The sequence below is a fragment of the Rhizobium sp. LC145 genome (assembly GCF_001005825.1).
In the GTDB taxonomy this organism is placed as follows: Bacteria; Pseudomonadota; Alphaproteobacteria; order Rhizobiales; family Rhizobiaceae; genus Neorhizobium.
In genome coordinates, this window is record NZ_LBHV01000018.1 from 1 (window position 1) to 14,778 (window position 14,778).

The 14,778-nt window shown below is 59.5% G+C and carries 21 protein-coding genes; 10 read left to right on the top strand and 11 right to left on the bottom strand.

Going from position 1 to position 14,778, the window contains the following annotated elements:
* The 9 genes from YH62_RS30605 to YH62_RS27455 form a co-directional block, all read left to right on the top strand.
* On the top strand, window positions 1–346 hold a 346-nt coding region (locus YH62_RS30605; RefSeq protein WP_046797506.1), incomplete at its 5' end, for a hypothetical protein.
* A gap of 119 nt (window positions 347–465) precedes the next feature.
* Window positions 466–1,086 (top strand): recombinase family protein, encoded by a 621-nt coding sequence (locus YH62_RS27420; protein WP_046797507.1) that lies wholly within the window; start codon window positions 466–468, stop codon window positions 1,084–1,086.
* Between the two features lie 178 nt (window positions 1,087–1,264).
* Window positions 1,265–1,981 carry a replication protein A gene (locus tag YH62_RS27425; RefSeq protein ID WP_046797508.1) on the top strand — a complete coding sequence of 239 codons (717 nt, stop codon included), beginning with the start codon at window positions 1,265–1,267 and terminating at the stop codon, window positions 1,979–1,981.
* A gap of 308 nt (window positions 1,982–2,289) precedes the next feature.
* Entirely contained in the window at window positions 2,290–2,964 is a 675-nt protein-coding gene (locus tag YH62_RS27430; RefSeq protein WP_046797509.1) for a ParA family protein, read from the top strand.
* Window positions 2,961–3,251, top strand: coding sequence for a hypothetical protein (locus tag YH62_RS27435; protein ID WP_046797510.1), 291 nt, complete (start codon window positions 2,961–2,963; stop codon window positions 3,249–3,251). Before YH62_RS27430 ends, YH62_RS27435 begins: the two co-directional genes overlap by 4 nt.
* A gap of 322 nt (window positions 3,252–3,573) precedes the next feature.
* Window positions 3,574–4,041, top strand: a complete 468-nt coding sequence (locus YH62_RS27440; protein ID WP_046797511.1) for a hypothetical protein — start codon at window positions 3,574–3,576, stop codon at window positions 4,039–4,041.
* Window positions 4,042–4,177: 136 nt separating this feature from the next.
* On the top strand, window positions 4,178–4,456 hold the full coding sequence (locus YH62_RS27445; RefSeq protein ID WP_046797512.1) for a type II toxin-antitoxin system RelE/ParE family toxin: 279 nt from the start codon (window positions 4,178–4,180) through the stop codon (window positions 4,454–4,456).
* An 81-nt stretch (window positions 4,457–4,537) separates the two neighbouring features.
* Complete coding sequence (locus tag YH62_RS27450) at window positions 4,538–4,843, top strand: HigA family addiction module antitoxin (RefSeq protein ID WP_046797513.1); 306 nt, start codon at window positions 4,538–4,540, stop codon at window positions 4,841–4,843.
* Window positions 4,844–5,014: 171 nt separating this feature from the next.
* Complete coding sequence (locus YH62_RS27455) at window positions 5,015–5,323, top strand: DUF982 domain-containing protein (RefSeq protein WP_052760540.1); 309 nt, start codon at window positions 5,015–5,017, stop codon at window positions 5,321–5,323.
* Here the strand turns inward: YH62_RS27455 and YH62_RS27460 are convergent, their stop codons facing one another.
* From YH62_RS27460 to YH62_RS30610, 9 genes are all read right to left on the bottom strand, one after another.
* The gene (locus YH62_RS27460; protein WP_046797514.1) at window positions 5,324–5,644 is read right to left on the bottom strand and encodes a phage holin family protein; all 321 of its coding nucleotides are present in this window, start codon (window positions 5,642–5,644) and stop codon (window positions 5,324–5,326) included.
* A gap of 161 nt (window positions 5,645–5,805) precedes the next feature.
* Window positions 5,806–6,054 (bottom strand): hypothetical protein, encoded by a 249-nt coding sequence (locus tag YH62_RS27465; protein ID WP_046797515.1) that lies wholly within the window; start codon window positions 6,052–6,054, stop codon window positions 5,806–5,808.
* Entirely contained in the window at window positions 6,054–7,052 is a 999-nt protein-coding gene (locus tag YH62_RS30360) for a glycoside hydrolase family 19 protein (protein WP_046797516.1), read from the bottom strand. The genes YH62_RS27465 and YH62_RS30360 overlap by 1 nt, the downstream gene beginning before the upstream one ends.
* Window positions 7,053–7,156: 104 nt before the next feature.
* Window positions 7,157–7,996 (bottom strand): DNA adenine methylase, encoded by an 840-nt coding sequence (locus YH62_RS27475; RefSeq protein WP_046797517.1) that lies wholly within the window; start codon window positions 7,994–7,996, stop codon window positions 7,157–7,159.
* A 180-nt stretch (window positions 7,997–8,176) separates the two neighbouring features.
* A complete protein-coding gene (locus tag YH62_RS27480; RefSeq protein ID WP_197082559.1) occupies window positions 8,177–9,361 on the bottom strand; it encodes a late control D family protein in 1,185 nt (394 codons plus the stop codon).
* Window positions 9,362–9,363: 2 nt separating this feature from the next.
* Complete coding sequence (locus YH62_RS27485; RefSeq protein WP_046797518.1) at window positions 9,364–9,591, bottom strand: tail protein X; 228 nt, start codon at window positions 9,589–9,591, stop codon at window positions 9,364–9,366.
* Window positions 9,592–9,594: 3 nt separating this feature from the next.
* Window positions 9,595–10,029, bottom strand: coding sequence for a phage tail protein (locus YH62_RS27490; RefSeq protein WP_046797519.1), 435 nt, complete (start codon window positions 10,027–10,029; stop codon window positions 9,595–9,597).
* A complete protein-coding gene (locus YH62_RS27495) occupies window positions 10,029–12,212 on the bottom strand; it encodes a phage tail tape measure protein (protein ID WP_046797520.1) in 2,184 nt (727 codons plus the stop codon). The genes YH62_RS27490 and YH62_RS27495 overlap by 1 nt, the downstream gene beginning before the upstream one ends.
* A gap of 142 nt (window positions 12,213–12,354) precedes the next feature.
* A complete protein-coding gene (locus YH62_RS30610; protein WP_046797521.1) occupies window positions 12,355–12,612 on the bottom strand; it encodes a phage tail assembly protein in 258 nt (85 codons plus the stop codon).
* Window positions 12,613–12,671: 59 nt separating this feature from the next.
* Here YH62_RS30610 and YH62_RS29840 point away from each other — a divergent pair, with 59 nt between their 5' ends.
* The gene (locus YH62_RS29840) at window positions 12,672–12,974 is read left to right on the top strand and encodes a hypothetical protein (protein ID WP_046797522.1); all 303 of its coding nucleotides are present in this window, start codon (window positions 12,672–12,674) and stop codon (window positions 12,972–12,974) included.
* A 14-nt stretch (window positions 12,975–12,988) separates the two neighbouring features.
* Here the strand turns inward: YH62_RS29840 and YH62_RS27510 are convergent, their stop codons facing one another.
* Window positions 12,989–13,513, bottom strand: a complete 525-nt coding sequence (locus YH62_RS27510) for a phage major tail tube protein (RefSeq protein WP_046797523.1) — start codon at window positions 13,511–13,513, stop codon at window positions 12,989–12,991.
* Window positions 13,514–13,537: 24 nt separating this feature from the next.
* The gene (locus YH62_RS27515; RefSeq protein ID WP_245282229.1) at window positions 13,538–14,770 is read right to left on the bottom strand and encodes a phage tail protein; all 1,233 of its coding nucleotides are present in this window, start codon (window positions 14,768–14,770) and stop codon (window positions 13,538–13,540) included.
* Window positions 14,771–14,778: the final 8 nt, after the last annotated feature.

Genomic DNA, 14,778 nt, shown 5'->3' on the forward strand with positions numbered 1-14,778 from the left:
CGCCCGGCCGGGCGAAATGCTGCAGCTCTACCAGGGCATGCGCACCCGTCATTGCCGCAGGATCATACCGGATGCGCCTTGCGTCGGCGTCGACCGGATCATCATCGAGCGCCGGCGGGTCGAGATCTCGGGGATCGAGATCAACGGCGTCCGGCTTTCGGCCGACGAGATCGAGGCCTTTGCACGCGCCGATGGGTTCGCACCCGAGCAGCTGCTCGGCGCCGGCGGCTTGGACAGCATCTTCGCCCGGCACAATATGGGGATGTTCTGGTCGCTCAATCATCCGGAAGGCGGCAACTTCGAAGGCGTGTTGATCCGCTGGCAGCCTCCCAGAGAAGCGGCATAATGGAGCGTCCGGAAAACGGTCGTTTGTCAGCCGGCGCCGAATGCTTCCACCATAGTTGCGAATCAATGGGAAATCGGAAACATTCCAAAGTTATCGAAATAACGGATGATTCTTGCGCCATGGCTTTGATCGGCTACGTCAGAGTTTCAACTGATGACCAGGACACCACCCTACAGCGTGACGCCCTTACCAGGGCTGGCTGTGACAAGATTTTTTCGGACGTTGCTTCCGGCGCGAAGGCCGACCGGCCGGGATTGACCGAGGCGATGCGCTTCCTGCGAGACGGAGACACTTTCGTTGTCTGGAAACTCGATCGCGCCGGCCGATCGCTGAAACACCTGGTGGACCTCGTCGTCGAGCTGGAGAAGAAGAAGGTCGGCTTTAAGTCGCTCACAGAGGAAATCGACACGACCACACCAAACGGTCGGCTGTTCTTCCATCTGTTTGGAGCATTCGCCCAGTTCGAACGCGACCTCATCAGCGAGCGCACCCGCGCCGGCCTGATGGCGGCGAGCGCTAAGGGACGCAAAGGCGGCCGCAAGCCGGTAGTGGATGCGGAAAAGCTGAAGCGCGCGAAAGAGTTGATCAAGAGTGGACTGAACGTGAAGGAGGCCGCCGGCCGCCTTAAAGTCGGGAAGTCCGCACTTTACGACGCACTCAAGGCCGAGCGGGGCGGCGCGCCGCTGCTGCCGGCAGTTTTAGGAAACACGAGGTCTCAGAGTGAACCGATAAGGGCATAAAGTAAAAGCCCCGCCTTTGGCGAGGCAGGGCTTTTTGGATGATAGGCAACTATGGTGAGCGCCCAAGAACACGCTCAACATAGTCCACAGAATTAAAACCTGCAAGAGTCACGACTCGCGGGAATGCAGATTCTTTGCCCTGAGTCCATGCCCTTCCCAAAGTGGAAGGACGGGAAGCATGTTCAAGCAGATGGGTGCCGCGCTGGCGATCGTGCCGGCGAAGGGTAGGCGTGCGCGCACGCCGGTCCACCGCAACTCGCGGCTTGCGGGTCACTGCGAGGGAGTGTTCTGGCGCCGCACGACGCGTCAGGATGCCAGGCGCATCGTACTCGCCGCACGCAAGTATGAGATCGCCAATAAGCAGCACGGTTGCCGCAATGGCCCGCTTGGTGCTGTCGGTATCGAGATCCTTGAGTATCTTGCAAACCTGATCGACTTCAGGACCGGCCGCCTTGAGCCATCGCTTGATACGATGATGGCTAAACTGCGCCGCTCCCGTGATGCGATCGTGCGTGGGCTGAAAGCGTTGCGCCAGCATGGCTTCATTGACTGGCTGCGTCGCTATGTGCCGACAGAGAATGAAGGCAAGGGCCCGCAGGTCAAGCAGACCAGCAATGCTTATCGCCTCGCCCTGCCCCCGAGGGCTGCCGCATGCCTGGGCCGCTATGGCGAAGCCCCTCCCCTCCCCGAGGATCGCGAACAAGCCGATATGGAGCGTGTAGCCGTTATCGAGGAACACCGTAAAGGCTTAGCGCTGGATCAGCTGGCACTCTTTGACGTTGGCGATAACCGGTTAGGACAAGCCCTCGCCCGGCTTGGTTCTTTCATTAAGCAACGCGAGTCCGCCAGACAGACTGAATCCCCATCTAGATTCCTTAGTAAGAGAGAAGAATGAGCGGTCGCCGCTTACAGCGTCCGCTAACGCGGCCGCGCGGCGGGCACACCGAGATAGGTTTCTTAAAAAGGTCTAGCCTTGCGACCTTTTGCGAATGTTGCATGGGCTCTTGAAAGAGAGCCTGCCGAAATCGCCAATTCCATTATTGACGCATCTGCGTCATGATTAACGCACGTCAACGTAAGTGCAGTATAATGCGGGATGAAGCGCGATAACGCATTTGCGTCCATCATGTAGAATGTTAACGTATGGGCAAGCATTATCGTTGATCATGACGCCTCATCGTCCACCAAAAGAAAGGCTCCCCGATGCCAGTGATCGCCGTTGCCAACCCGAAGGGCGGAGCGGGCAAGTCGACAACGACGCTCGTCCTCGCCACCACGCTTGCCCGCCAGGGCGCGAGCGTCACCATTCTGGACTGCGACCGCAACCAGCCGATAGCAGGATGGAGGGCAGGGGGGTCGCAAAATCCAGTCATCGTCGACAGCGCCACCGATGAGGAGAGTTTTAAGCAAAAGCTCGACGAACACCGCCGGCTCCGCCAGTTCGTATTCGTCGACCTTGAAGGAACCGCAAGCCGCCTGATGTCCCGCGCTTTGTTCCGCGCGCACCTGGTCATAATCCCTATCCAGGCGAGCCCCACGGACGCGGAGCTTGCAGCGCGAGCGATCCACCTGATCAAGGACGAGGGGGATGCCTTCGACAAGACAATTCCGTTCCGCGTCCTGTTCACCCGCACGTCACCGCAGATCCCGACGAAGCTGGAAAAGGCCATTATCAAACAGCTTCAGGCCGGCAGCATCCCGCAGTTCAAGTCGCATCTGAACGAGCGGGCCGCGTTTAAAAGCATGTTCTTCCATCAGCTCGACCTTCAGGAGCTGGACCCGGCCGAGGTGAACGGGCTGCCGCAGGCGCGCGACAATGCTCTCCGGCTGACGGAAGAGCTGGTAGACATCGTCATTGAGAAGGAGGCTGCAGAATGAGCGGGAAAAATTTGGGCTTCGATCGCCTCGCCAGCATCAAACCGGATACCGAGCCGGAAACCGTCGTACCCGATCGCAAGATAGACGAGGTCGCGGAGAAGCATGGCTTCGTTTCGCGGGAACCGGTGCAAAAGATCGTCCGCAGGAAGGAGGCGGAGCCCTCCGCCAACCTGAATATTCGCCCGCCGATATCGACTTATAACCGGTTCGTATCATGGGCGATGCAAAACCGGCTAAGCTATCCCGAGGCACTGAAAGAGCTGATGGATAAGGCCGGCGTTCCTTGACGCATATGCGTTAACGCAAATTGACGCATTGCATGCGAGAATGCCCTACCTGTAATCTGCCGCCGTAGGTACTGAAACCAAAGTCTGTTTTCGGTTTCTAACTGAGGCGAATACCGTCAAGATACAAGAGCTTATGTCGGCAGGAGAAATCCCGTCCATGGAAGTATAAAGCCGCCCCGATCTTCGGAGCGGCCTTTCCTATTGAAGGGCAGGGGTGCGCGATTGTGGTTCCTGCCAAGGAACGCTTGACAGAGCGCTAAAATAAGAACATTTAAAGAACGCGCTTTGCGGCGGCGCTTGATGAAAACATAAGGTCGCCGCCATGGATGATATCACCCGAGAACTCAAGTCTGCCATTGCCGTGCAGATAGGTTGCTTATCAAAACCCAGTATCAATGCATTCGCCGGCACTGGTCGGTCGCGCCGGCGGCATGCCGGCGATATCCATGCAATTGCTCGCCAGCTCATGGAGCGGGGAACGTTCGGTCCATTCTCCTTTCACTGGGACTTCGGAAACAGAGAGCCGGCCGGCCGGCACGATGTCTATCTGACCGTTTTTACCGCACTCTTCGATATCGATGATGACGACGCGAAACGGTGGACGGATAGAGCCGAATGGGACATTGCCCGGCATGAGGCGGCCGGCGACATCGCCCGAGCTTTGACGAGGAAATTCGATGTCGCCAAGCGACGGCTCACTTTATCGCAAGCTGATCCTGAAAATCCCGGCCAGGCTGGCAGCGCGCACAGCCTGAGCAACAGCAGGTATGAGGATAATCGGGACTGGTAGTCTCAAAGAACCATTCCGATACCCTGACGCGCTGTAAGCAATCCGCTTACGATGCTATTGACAATCGTAAGCAACTTGCTTACATTCTCGCCATTGTTAACAGCCAATGGGCAGCGCATGGAAACGTAGGAATGACATGATTAAGACATTTAAGAGCAAAGCGCTCAAAGAGCTTTTTGAAACAGGAAAATCAAGCAAGGTTCGGGAAGATCTTCAAAAGCGGATTTTGGTTCGATTGGACCGCCTAGAACAGGCGACCAACTTAAGCGATCTAAAGCTGCCGGGGTTTAACTTTCACCCATTGAAGGGCTTCGATCCGACGCGGTACACAATCCATATCAATGGCCCATGGTGCATCACGTTTGAATTTGAAAATGGCGAAGCATCCCAAGTTGATCTGGAGCAATACCACTAACAAATCCAGCGCCAGCTTAGACGGCTGGCGCTGGTAACTGCCGAGGCAGCAGTTCCTAGAAAGATGACTATGGAGAAGAGAATGGCTTACGATGTAGCAAGGCCCCTCAAGAGGTGCCCGTCTCATCCGGGCGCGTTACTCAATGACATTATACCGGAGACCGGTAAGAGCAAGATTGAAATTGCCAGCATGCTCGGGATTTCTCGACAGCAGTTGCATGATATTTTGGCCGAAAGGAAGCCCGTCTCCGCGAATGTGGCAGCGCGCCTGGGAAAGCTTTTTGGTGACGGCGCAACGGTATGGCTGCGTATGCAGGCCGCATATGACGCATGGCATGCCGAAAACAGCATTGATCTGAGCGCAGTTCCCACACTGGAAATGGCGTAACCGCCTTCCGCACGGAGAGATTTGAGAAGGGAAGCCAAAGGCCCCTTTATCAAGACCAGAAACCAAAAAAGCCGCCCCGTTTCCGGAGCGGCTTTTTTAGTTCTTAAACAGGCAATCGGGAACGATTCCCATTGATCCCGGTTGAAATGCTCGACGTGCGGAGTTCGTCCGATGCAAGGCGTATGGAGTAAACCGATCGAAGCCGAGCTGGGAAAGATCGGCGCCTATAAGGTTATCAGCGACACAGAGGAGGCGGCCCGTGTCCTGCTTTACGAATGGCCGACAAAAAGAGGCACCGCCTACAGTACGGCAAAACAGGCCTGCCTTGCAGTTTTGGAAGGCAAGCAAGATCCCGATCGTGCACGGGAAGCTTTTCTAGCCGCCGCAACCGAAGCGGATATCAGCACCCGGATATGGCAGCGCGACGTTCCGGAGGGCAAACCGGTCAACACGCGCTTTGGCAAGCGGCGCAGGCGCTGATTACGCCGACTTGCGCGCAATCCATTTCTGCAAAAGCACCTCCATGCCCCGAGGCCCCAGATAGGCGAGGGCGGCGATCAGCCCCGTGGAAACCGGCTGCCCGAGATCGAAGTAGGACGCCGCACTTTCACCGACCAGCGCCATGCCGAGAGCAACCGGAAACTCCCATAGCAGCTCTATGCCGAAGAATTTCCGATGCCCCTTGCGCGCCTCGTTGCCGTGCCACATGGCGCGGCCGACCATGGCGGCAAGTATTGTCGTCGCCGCTCCGCCCATCCAGGCGTTCAGCAGCTCAATGAGCGAATTGTATTTGTCGGGCATGGCCGGCCTTTTCGTCAGTGGGTGAAAGCTATTTTCGGCATGCCGGATCGCGCCGGCACTGCTCGTTATTGGTATGGATGGCCGGCCCGGCAGTGGCATCTTGCGAGGCAAGGCGCGCAGCGGCCGGATCGGAAAACCTTACGATCTGATAACCCGCGCCGTCACTCACACTCCCGCTCTGGCAAGCCGCTGTCACGCATGAAGACAAGACAACGATCGCGATCCGAAAGCCTGCGGAAATTCGCATTGTTCTTCTCCAGTTTCTCGATGCGATTGAGTGCATTCTTGGCCGCCTCGATTTTGGCGGCCTCGGCCGCTTCCTGCCGGCCGTAGAAATAGGCAGGAGCGGCCATGAGGGCGCCGCCGACGATCGCGCCGGCACCAAGCTTCATCCAGTCGAGGAGGCCCATCACGCCATTCCCTCCACCGTCTTCGCCACGGCCTTCCTGTCGGCGCTCTTGCGCCAGTAGAGGAATCCGGAAATCCCGGCCACGGCGAGCAGGACCAGTAACAGGTTTTGCCAGGGCATCCCGCCGATCGCGGAAAGAGCGCTGGACAAACCCGTACCCGTCACGGCCGGCACAAGCACTTCCTTCGACTTCCACCAGGGGGCATCGAGGCTTGGCGGCGTGACTGGAACGGGAACGGGCTTCTCCTCCGTCACCGGAGCAGGCGACACAATCGCGGGGCCGATCGCCTTGGGCGCGAGATCCGCGAGCATGAGGTGGATCGCTGCGCGCGTCTGCGGCCCGTCCAACCCGTCGAGGTTGCCGCGATATTTCCCGGCCGCCTTTGCGGCTTTCTGGAAAGCTAGAATTTCCGTCGCTTTATAACCGAGATATACGAGCCCGAGGCGGGTGTAATAGTCGAGCCGGTCCGGATAGCCGTTCAGGCCGCCGTTCCACCGCCTCGTTATCATCTCCTGGTCGTTGCGGTCGGCATAGCGATTGAGCGACTTGCGATCGGGATTGCCGACATCCCAATACCAGATTGGCCCCAACCCCTCCCAGGGGTCGGTATTGAGCAGTTCCGGGTTCTTGACGAAATCCGGAGGGTTCATGCCCTTCTCGGCGCACCAGTCGCGGAAGGCGGCGTAATTTGCCCGGCCGGTAATCTGCCCTCCGGTGCGCCCCATGAACTTCTTGCCGTCGCCATCCTTCTGCGGCGTGTTGCCAAGGTCGGCGCGCGTGTCGTACCGCTCCTGCGCCGGCGTCGGGCCCCAGATTTCCCGATCGAAACGGAAGCTGCCACTCTCGTGCATGAGCTGCGCCAGATAGGGCACCTCGCGATGCGGAAGGTTGAGGCCAACGGCCGGCCCGAAGCGCTGGAGCGCGATCAGGACAGAGCTGAGATTGCTTTCAACGACGCGCACCTTAGCGGCCGCGCGCACCTGTGCGGCAGTGATCATGATTTTCTCCAAATGTTGAGGGGAGGGGAGGCGCGAACTGGCGCCGGGATTGCGGTCAGCTCCGGCAATGGAGCCGCCGCGATGTCGGAAGGGTGATTGAAGATCTACCGCAGCGGTAGGTTAGGGGGCATAGGGTCTTTGCCGTCGAGGATGATGACCTCACCGACGTCTTTGCCGACGCCACCGCGAACCGTATAGGTGAGATTGACGGAGATCATCGGGAAGGCCGAAAACACCTCGCGCACGCCGGCGCAGTCATTGAGCGAAATCATGAATCGCCCTTTGATCCTCGCCAGGCGCTCGGCCATGACGGTGAAGGTCGAGCGAGAAAACGCATCCTTTCCATAATCGCCCTCGTTCCCGTAATAGGGAGGGTCGAGATAGAAGAGGGTTTCCGTCCTGTCGTAGCGGTCGACGAAGTCAGACCAGTCAAGGTTTTCTATCACCACCCCGGAAAGCCTTTCGTGGACTTCCTCAAGGATGATGCCAAGGCGGCCGAGATTGAACCGGGCCGGCCCGGTCGTATCCACCCCGAAACTACGACCCACGATCTTGCCGCCGAATGAGAGACGCTGCAGGTAGAGAAATCTTGCAGCCCGCTCCAGATCGGTAAGGGTGGAGGGATCGGTTGCAGCGAGACGCTCGAACTCTCGCCTTGAAGTGAGCTGGAACTTCATGACTTCCATGAATTGCGGGTAGTGCCGTTGCAATATCCGGAAGAGCGTGGCGACGTCGCCAGACCGATCGTTGATCACCTCGCTTTTCGGAACGAGAGAGCGGCGGAAGAAAACACCGCCCATACCGATAAATGGCTCGGCATACAGATTGTGCGGGATCTGCTCCAATAGGGAGGCCACCCGCTGTGAAAGCTGTTTCTTCCCACCCAGGTAAGCAGCGGGTGGGGACACGGGCCGGACGGCCGTGAACTGGAAAAAGTCTTGCATTGTGAAGGACCGAATTTTCTGCCAAACCCCTGCCGCCCGAAAGGGCCTTGGGTGTGGCGATGATCCTACCGGATTGCCAGGCGGGAAGAGACGGCAATCAACGCCCGCCGTTGCAGCCGCAGGGCTGCGACCACCCGAAGCCGGGGGCTCAATGGCCGGGAGGAGACTCCCGGCCAACCTCTAGTTCTCGTCGGTGCGCCCGTAGCGGCGGTTATATTCCTCAAAGGTGCGATTGCCGGCCGGAGCCGTAGGCGCTGTACCGTTGGAAGCATCCCCGCCGCCCGAGGTAGAACCCTCGGCGGCCGAGGTCGAACCCGACCGGCCCTCGCCGGACTTGCGATCATCCTTGCCCGCACCGCTCGACGGCTGTTTCAGCTCCAGCGCTGTCGTCGATCCGCCCGATCGGTCGGCCTGATGCGTCACGCTGACAATGCGGTAGGAGCCGTCGATACCGGGCCGCGCACCTTTCAGAACGAACGTTCCTTCGGCCTGCGCTGTCACTTCGAGGTCGAGGGTGACGTTTCCCTTCCCACCTTCGCGCTCGCTTTCAGACTTGCGCCCTTCTGCAATCGCCTTCGCCTGCCCCTCGTCCGCTACTGTCGTGCGAACCTCATCCGTGGCATCGGCTTCAATTCCCGTCTCCACCTCGATTTCCTTGAAGCTCGCTGACTTGCGATCGAAATAGCGAGCCTTCGACTTGGAGAACTTTCCCCGACCGTTGAGCGGGGCGATGTCCCAATTAATGACATTGCCAATAGTTTCGCCGGGAGCCGGAGCAATGCCGACTACGGTCGGCATGGGTTGGCCGGTGGCAGACAATCCTTGCCCTCGCTTTGCAAGCACCGCCTGGTCACCGCGGATCTTGAAGGTGCCGCCCAGTTCGCGGGCGAGCTTCTGGCCGAGATGCAGGAAGCTTTCCGAACCGGCCGACCAATAATCCCGCGAAATGCTGGCAAAGTCTGGATCGATGGTGATGCCCTTCAACCCGGCATTCTTCGCCGCCTTGTCGAGGAACTGCTGAAGTGTCGCGTCATCCATATGATGCGACTGCGGCTCCTTCGCCTTTCCCTTTGCATCGAACCCCTTGGCGCCGACCGATAGCGTTCGGCCGCTTCCGCGAGCCCCACGAGAGCGGACACTATCGACCTTGCCGGTGAAGGCAGAAACACCCTGCAGGAATACCTGCACGCTCACCCCTTCCGCCGGCATCTTGATTTGCCCGTTGCTGTCGTCGAATTCGAGACTGCAGGTATCGCTGGCCGAACCGTCCTTGTCGGAGATCGAGATCTTCAACAGGAATGGCCGCATAGCCGAAGTCATGTCCTCGCCGTCGACGAAGACTTTCCAATCCACTGTCCAAGGCATGTTCAGTTTCCGAAGAGAGAGACGACGGGCTTGAAGACGAAGGCATCAGCGGCCGGCTTATCGGGGATGGTAAGCACCGTACCGAGCGGCAGGAAAGGCCCGAGGCTGGAAAGGCCGGGATTCTTCTCAAGCGTTTCCTCGAGGAGGGAGCGCCCCTCCACGCCGTATGCCTGGTGAAGCAACAGCTCGACCGTCATTCCTTCGCGGCGGATCTTGAAGGTTTGTGGCATCGTCTACTCCATGAGCCCGAATAGGGAGAGTATCGAATTGATGACGGAGGTGGAGGAACGCTCGGGGCTGCTCTTCGTCAGTTCGATGGAATGCCTGATGAAGAAGCCGACCCCGTCGCGCATCAATTCCTTGTGCCCCTCTGAAACCTTGTCGATCGTAAACCAGCCGACGCGCGTACCATCGCCGCGTTGAACCGGTTGCGAGAGTCCGGCGAGCATCATGCTCTTCACCAGCTCCAGTTCCGTCAGGCCACCAGTCTTGAAGGGCAGCAGCTGGCCGGAAAGGATCAGCTTGTCACTACCTTCACCCATGAATTCGCGGGCGATCATGCCGCCCACGATAGGCTTGTCGGCGAAATCGGCCGACATCGTCCGCTGGACCTCGTCCACGCTGAAGGGACGCGTGTCGAGTTTTAGCGCTCCAATCAGATACAACATCAGGCAACTCCATATCCGGTGTCCGCATAGACGCCGGTGACCTCTTCACGAAGCTGCTGGCCGACTATACCCGACACCCGATTCGCCAGCTCCTCGGGGTTGGTGACCCCGTGATTATGAAAGATGAGGGTCATATTGACGTTGGGAGCAGGGCGCGGATTGGTGACGTTGACGTCCTGCGTGCCACGCGGCTGGGCTATGGCGTCGATGCTTGCGGCATCGAGGCTGATAGGCTTGGCCGCACCCAAAGCATCGATGTCGCCCGCCGGCGCTCCACTGGCGGGCGGCGCGGTGGGATTTGTCTGGATGCCGAAGTGATCGCGAGCGTTGAAATCAGGCTCCGCCGACTTGCCCCACCAGAACCGATCCCAGCCGGAGACTCCCTTTTCATCCTGGTTGAGGCCGAGGATGCGGCGAAGGTCTTCCCTGTACTGCTTCTGCAGGCGCACCTGGTCTTCAAAGGTGTCGCCGGGAGTAACAGACATCGCACCCGACATGAGACCGGGAGCACCAGCTACGAAAGCACCTTTTGCCCAGCGCCCCCACTGAGCCAAGCTGGCCAAAAGACCGGTTTCCGCAGCCGGCACACCCGACTTAGCTGATGTTTTAGTCCCTCCGCCCTTTGGCATGGTACCGCCAGACATGACGTCCGCGATCGTTCCAACCGTCTTGAGGGCACCTATGATCGCGGAGGCGCCGCTGAGAAGCATCAACGCCGATGCAAGCTTCCGGACTGTGCCCGCGAGGAAGGCTATGCCGGCACCCCACAGCATTATCTGCAAACCATAAGGAGCGATCTCGGCGAAGAACTGCGCAATCGGGTTCTCCTTCAACGCGGCATTGAGTTCGCGGATCGAAGCCCCCCATTCCTTCGCCTGCATGAAGATCCGGCCGAGCTGGTCGCCGGCATTCGGGTCGATCTTGCCAGCAAAGAGGTCACCGAGATCCTCGACGATTTCACGGATGCCGCTATATCCGAGGCCCTGCGCGAAGCCCTTCATCCCGACTTCGATCTGGTCGAAGATTGAAACGCGCTCGCCGAGCGTGTCGAGGACGTAGCCTATACCTGCGGCAGCTTCCTTGATCGTCGGCAACATCTGGTCGCCCATCGCCCAGAAGACGTTGGAAACCTTGTTGCCGAGCAGCTGCAGCGCGTTGGCGGTCGTATTCGAGCGCTCGATATACTCGTTGAACGCGGAACCGGAATATTTCGTCTTGTCGCCGACACTGTCGAGCGCCTGTTCAAGCAGCCCCATATTTCCGATCAGCGGCGCGAATGCCTTTGCCTCGTCGCCAAAGAAGTCGGAGAGGAGGGCGATATGCCGATCCTTCGGCGCTTTCGCAATCGCCTGCAGGACCTTCTTCATCGCCTTCGGCGCATCCTTCTGCATCTCCTTTGCGATCTGCGGAAGGTTAAGGCCGAGTGCGGCGGCAACCTCTTTCTGTCCTTTCTTCGCGGACGCGCCACGGGTGAGCGCCTTGACGACGTTCTGCATGGCCGTGCCCGCAACTTCGGCCTCGGCGCCGGCGGCAATCATGGCACTGCCGATACCGGCAATCTGTTCCTTGGTGAAGCCGCCCATTTCGGCGAGGGCGCCGACGCGCAGCATGTAGCGCGTGATATCCTTCGCTTTGGAAGCCATGTTGTTCGACAGGTGATTGATGGCATCCGCCATGTCACCGGTCTCGGCAACCGAAAGACCAAGCTGGGTCTTGAGCTTCGCGAGGCTTTCGCCGGCCTCGCCGGCCGACATATCGAACGCGATACCGACGCGGGCCGCCATCTCGGAGAAAGCCTTGAGATCCGACGTCGCCACTCCGGATTCGCCGGCTGCGGCAAACAGCGCAGCGATGTCATTGGCCGCGATCGGCAGCTCGGTCGACATCTGGCGAATTGTCCGGCGCAGGTTCTCGAACTGCTCTTCATTCGCATCGACGACCTTGCGGACGTCGGCGAAAGCGCTTTCGAATTGGATCGCAGCGCCGGCGGTGCTCTTGATGCCTTCCGACACACCCAGATATGCACCGCCGAATGCAAGCAGCTGCCCGCCGAGCGAGCGGAACGGCGCGTAGAAAGACGCGGCCTGACGCTCGATCCCGCCAAGGGCGGCGGAGATCCCGCGCGCACGGCTGGTCACCTGATCCAGCAGGGTAATTTTCAGCCGGCTTTCATGCGTGGTCATGGCCGCGTTCCTTACTTTTCAAACAATTTCTTTGTGCGATTGAAAGCCTGAAGCAGGCGGGCAGGGCGCCACCGCCAGATCATGTCCAGCGGCGTATTCGTCCAGTGTGCGACGTAGATCGAAATCCCCAGCCAGTCGGCGTCTAGATCTCGTTTCCCACCGGGTTGCCGACCTGCTTCATGATGCTTGCCAGGTCGCGGGCCTTGATCTTCCGGAAAACGGGGAGGGGAGTACCGGAGATCGCAGCCATTACGGTCACGATCTTTTCCATTTCGGTGCTGCAGTTGGCGGCATCGAGGAGGTCACCGACTTCGGCTTCGCGGAAAGTAAGCTCGCTCACCATTTGATCGCCGTTCTGGATCGGCGTCTGCAGTTTTACGGTGGTTGTCTTCTCCGACATTGTGTTTTTCCTTTCGACGTGAAAAATTGCCGGCTCGCGGCGGGGCTTTTGAGGTGAAGATGTCAGACGTTGAATTGGGGCTGCTGGTGATTGGGATTGCCAGCATTGGTGGCGCTGCGGGCGCAAAAAGCGGGGGGCAACCGGCATGGAAGGGGTTGACGATTGTACTTCTGTCCATGCTGCTCGCCGATATCGTCTTGCGGATGGTCGCCGCTCAGAACCTGCTAATCGGTCTCTTCCTTGCGATACTTTTCGCCTGCATCATTGGAGGAGCGATGAAGATGAGCGCACGCCAGATAAGCGTGGTCCTGATCGGCGCCATCGTTATTCTTTTGCCGGCGGGCTTAGTCATAGCGATCTAAGCCCGCGAGGCGGATCACCCACCCAGCGCGCGGCGATGGCTCGCAAAACGATCAACGCCGTTGACGCGCATGATGCGCTCCCAGAAATCGACATAGAACAGTTCCTTCCCGTCGAGGTGGAACTCGTAATGCGTCACTTCCGCGAATGTATGGGTGCATCCCTGGAATTCCGCCGGCGCGCTCTCGTCGGGCTCCCATGCGTTGATGACCCCCTCGATAATGGCGCGGCCGGCAACCGGAGCGCCGCCACCAGGGCCGCGCTTCAGGTAACTGCCGGCGAACACCCATTTGTCGACCTCGCCCAGTCCACTGAAGATATCGGTGTCGATGCCCTTTGCGGAAAAAGCCGGCTCGGGCGCTTCGACGCGCGGCAGCGAGAAGTTCACCGCCATCACGCCACCGCCGGGATTATGCTCGCCGGTTGCAAACGTGATGCCGGGCAACGTGAGCGAAGCGATCGTGATGCCGCGCATCGTATCCGGCTGCGACACCCGGCGAACGTCAACCGCGGTGAGCAGGTAAAGAGGCATTTGTGCCATGGGGAATAATCCTTCCGAGCTTGGTTAGTTGACGGTGCTGAGACGGGCGATAATGTCGTTGACCAGGCCGGTGACCGCGTCGCGGTAGCGGCGCACCTCGTGTCGGGCGATCTTGAAGGCGGGCGCCGGCTCGATACCGATGTTGACGGTCAGGTGGCCGAGACGGATTTCTTCCGGGCTGTTCTTGTCGGCACGGAATTTCAGGTCGGAGCCAAGGATGTCCTCGTCTGCCGTATGATCCCGAAGCATGAACTTCAGGCTGTTAAGCCATGCTTCGGTGCGGCTGGCCGAGACCTTCTTTCCGAGGAACTGACGGGTGATCTCCATCATCTTCACGGTCAGGTAATCCGTGCCGCGCACCTGGTGGATCTGCTTCCACAGCTCGCCGGTCGTGGTGTTGTCAGTGCCGATGAACACGAAACCGCCGTCAGCTACCGCACCGTCAACCCCGCTTTCGCCGGCCACGACGATGGAAACTTCGCTTTCCAGCATCTGCTGGCCTTCCGTCGAGCCGTCGAGAAGAGAGAACGGGATCTGCCGCGACAGGCCGGCGATGCCATAGAGCGCCCGGTTTGCGATCGGGTCGAACGGCTTGCCGTTGTTTTCGGAATCGACGCGCTGAAAAAGACCGATGACGCGCGGGCCCATCGGCCGGGTGACCAGGTTGGCGCCTTCATAGATCCGAGCCGCCACGCCGACCGGCATGATGCGTTCGGAATTCAAGGTCTCGCGCGCATCGATCGCGTTGGCGGCCGACGTGTCGTCGACGTCGATGATGGATACCGCCAGCAGGCGTTCGCAGGCGGCATGCAGGGCGGCAGCCACCGGCCCGGCCGTCTCCATATTCGCGCGATAGGCACCGCGACCCGCCCAGATCAGGCGAGGCGTCGCATTCACAGCCGAGGGAATGGCGGCAACATTGGTCGGCGAAAGAGCGGTCGCGATGTTGGCGGCCGTCTCGGCGGCCGTCGCACCTTCCGCCACGCGATAGATCGTGACGTCGGCGCCGGCATTGAGGCCGTTCAGCTGGGCATTGATGCCGTTGACGGCATCGCGCAGCAGGCCGGTTCCGAGCTTGGCAATCATGCCGGCGTCGCCGGTCGAGATTCGGATCGGCTCGCCGATCGGAAAGGCCGTATTGTCGGCATCCGCCGAGGTCTCGATGAGGAGGCCCTTCGAGAAGTCCGCACCCAGCGCAGGTACAGGCTCGTCATCAGGGCGCGAGAAGGTCATGCCGAACACGGGATCGGACATCATAGGCTCCA

Coding starts and splice junctions, on each gene's coding strand:
- YH62_RS30360 (WP_046797516.1), bottom strand. CDS start 7,052: ATGATCACTGCCGCACAGGTGCGCGCGGCCGCTAAGGTGCGCGTCGTT.
- YH62_RS29840 (WP_046797522.1), top strand. CDS start 12,672: ATGTCAGACGTTGAATTGGGGCTGCTGGTGATTGGGATTGCCAGCATT.
- YH62_RS27490 (WP_046797519.1), bottom strand. CDS start 10,029: ATGTTGTATCTGATTGGAGCGCTAAAACTCGACACGCGTCCCTTCAGC.
- YH62_RS27420 (WP_046797507.1), top strand. CDS start 466: ATGGCTTTGATCGGCTACGTCAGAGTTTCAACTGATGACCAGGACACC.
- YH62_RS27480 (WP_197082559.1), bottom strand. CDS start 9,361: ATGCCTTGGACAGTGGATTGGAAAGTCTTCGTCGACGGCGAGGACATG.
- YH62_RS27440 (WP_046797511.1), top strand. CDS start 3,574: ATGGATGATATCACCCGAGAACTCAAGTCTGCCATTGCCGTGCAGATA.
- YH62_RS27445 (WP_046797512.1), top strand. CDS start 4,178: ATGATTAAGACATTTAAGAGCAAAGCGCTCAAAGAGCTTTTTGAAACA.
- YH62_RS27475 (WP_046797517.1), bottom strand. CDS start 7,996: ATGCAAGACTTTTTCCAGTTCACGGCCGTCCGGCCCGTGTCCCCACCC.
- YH62_RS27485 (WP_046797518.1), bottom strand. CDS start 9,591: ATGCCACAAACCTTCAAGATCCGCCGCGAAGGAATGACGGTCGAGCTG.
- YH62_RS27425 (WP_046797508.1), top strand. CDS start 1,265: ATGTTCAAGCAGATGGGTGCCGCGCTGGCGATCGTGCCGGCGAAGGGT.
- YH62_RS27465 (WP_046797515.1), bottom strand. CDS start 6,054: ATGGGCCTCCTCGACTGGATGAAGCTTGGTGCCGGCGCGATCGTCGGC.
- YH62_RS27495 (WP_046797520.1), bottom strand. CDS start 12,212: ATGACCACGCATGAAAGCCGGCTGAAAATTACCCTGCTGGATCAGGTG.
- YH62_RS27430 (WP_046797509.1), top strand. CDS start 2,290: ATGCCAGTGATCGCCGTTGCCAACCCGAAGGGCGGAGCGGGCAAGTCG.
- YH62_RS27515 (WP_245282229.1), bottom strand. CDS start 14,770: ATGATGTCCGATCCCGTGTTCGGCATGACCTTCTCGCGCCCTGATGAC.
- YH62_RS27460 (WP_046797514.1), bottom strand. CDS start 5,644: ATGCCCGACAAATACAATTCGCTCATTGAGCTGCTGAACGCCTGGATG.
- YH62_RS27510 (WP_046797523.1), bottom strand. CDS start 13,513: ATGGCACAAATGCCTCTTTACCTGCTCACCGCGGTTGACGTTCGCCGG.
- YH62_RS27450 (WP_046797513.1), top strand. CDS start 4,538: ATGGCTTACGATGTAGCAAGGCCCCTCAAGAGGTGCCCGTCTCATCCG.
- YH62_RS27435 (WP_046797510.1), top strand. CDS start 2,961: ATGAGCGGGAAAAATTTGGGCTTCGATCGCCTCGCCAGCATCAAACCG.
- YH62_RS30610 (WP_046797521.1), bottom strand. CDS start 12,612: ATGTCGGAGAAGACAACCACCGTAAAACTGCAGACGCCGATCCAGAAC.
- YH62_RS27455 (WP_052760540.1), top strand. CDS start 5,015: ATGCAAGGCGTATGGAGTAAACCGATCGAAGCCGAGCTGGGAAAGATC.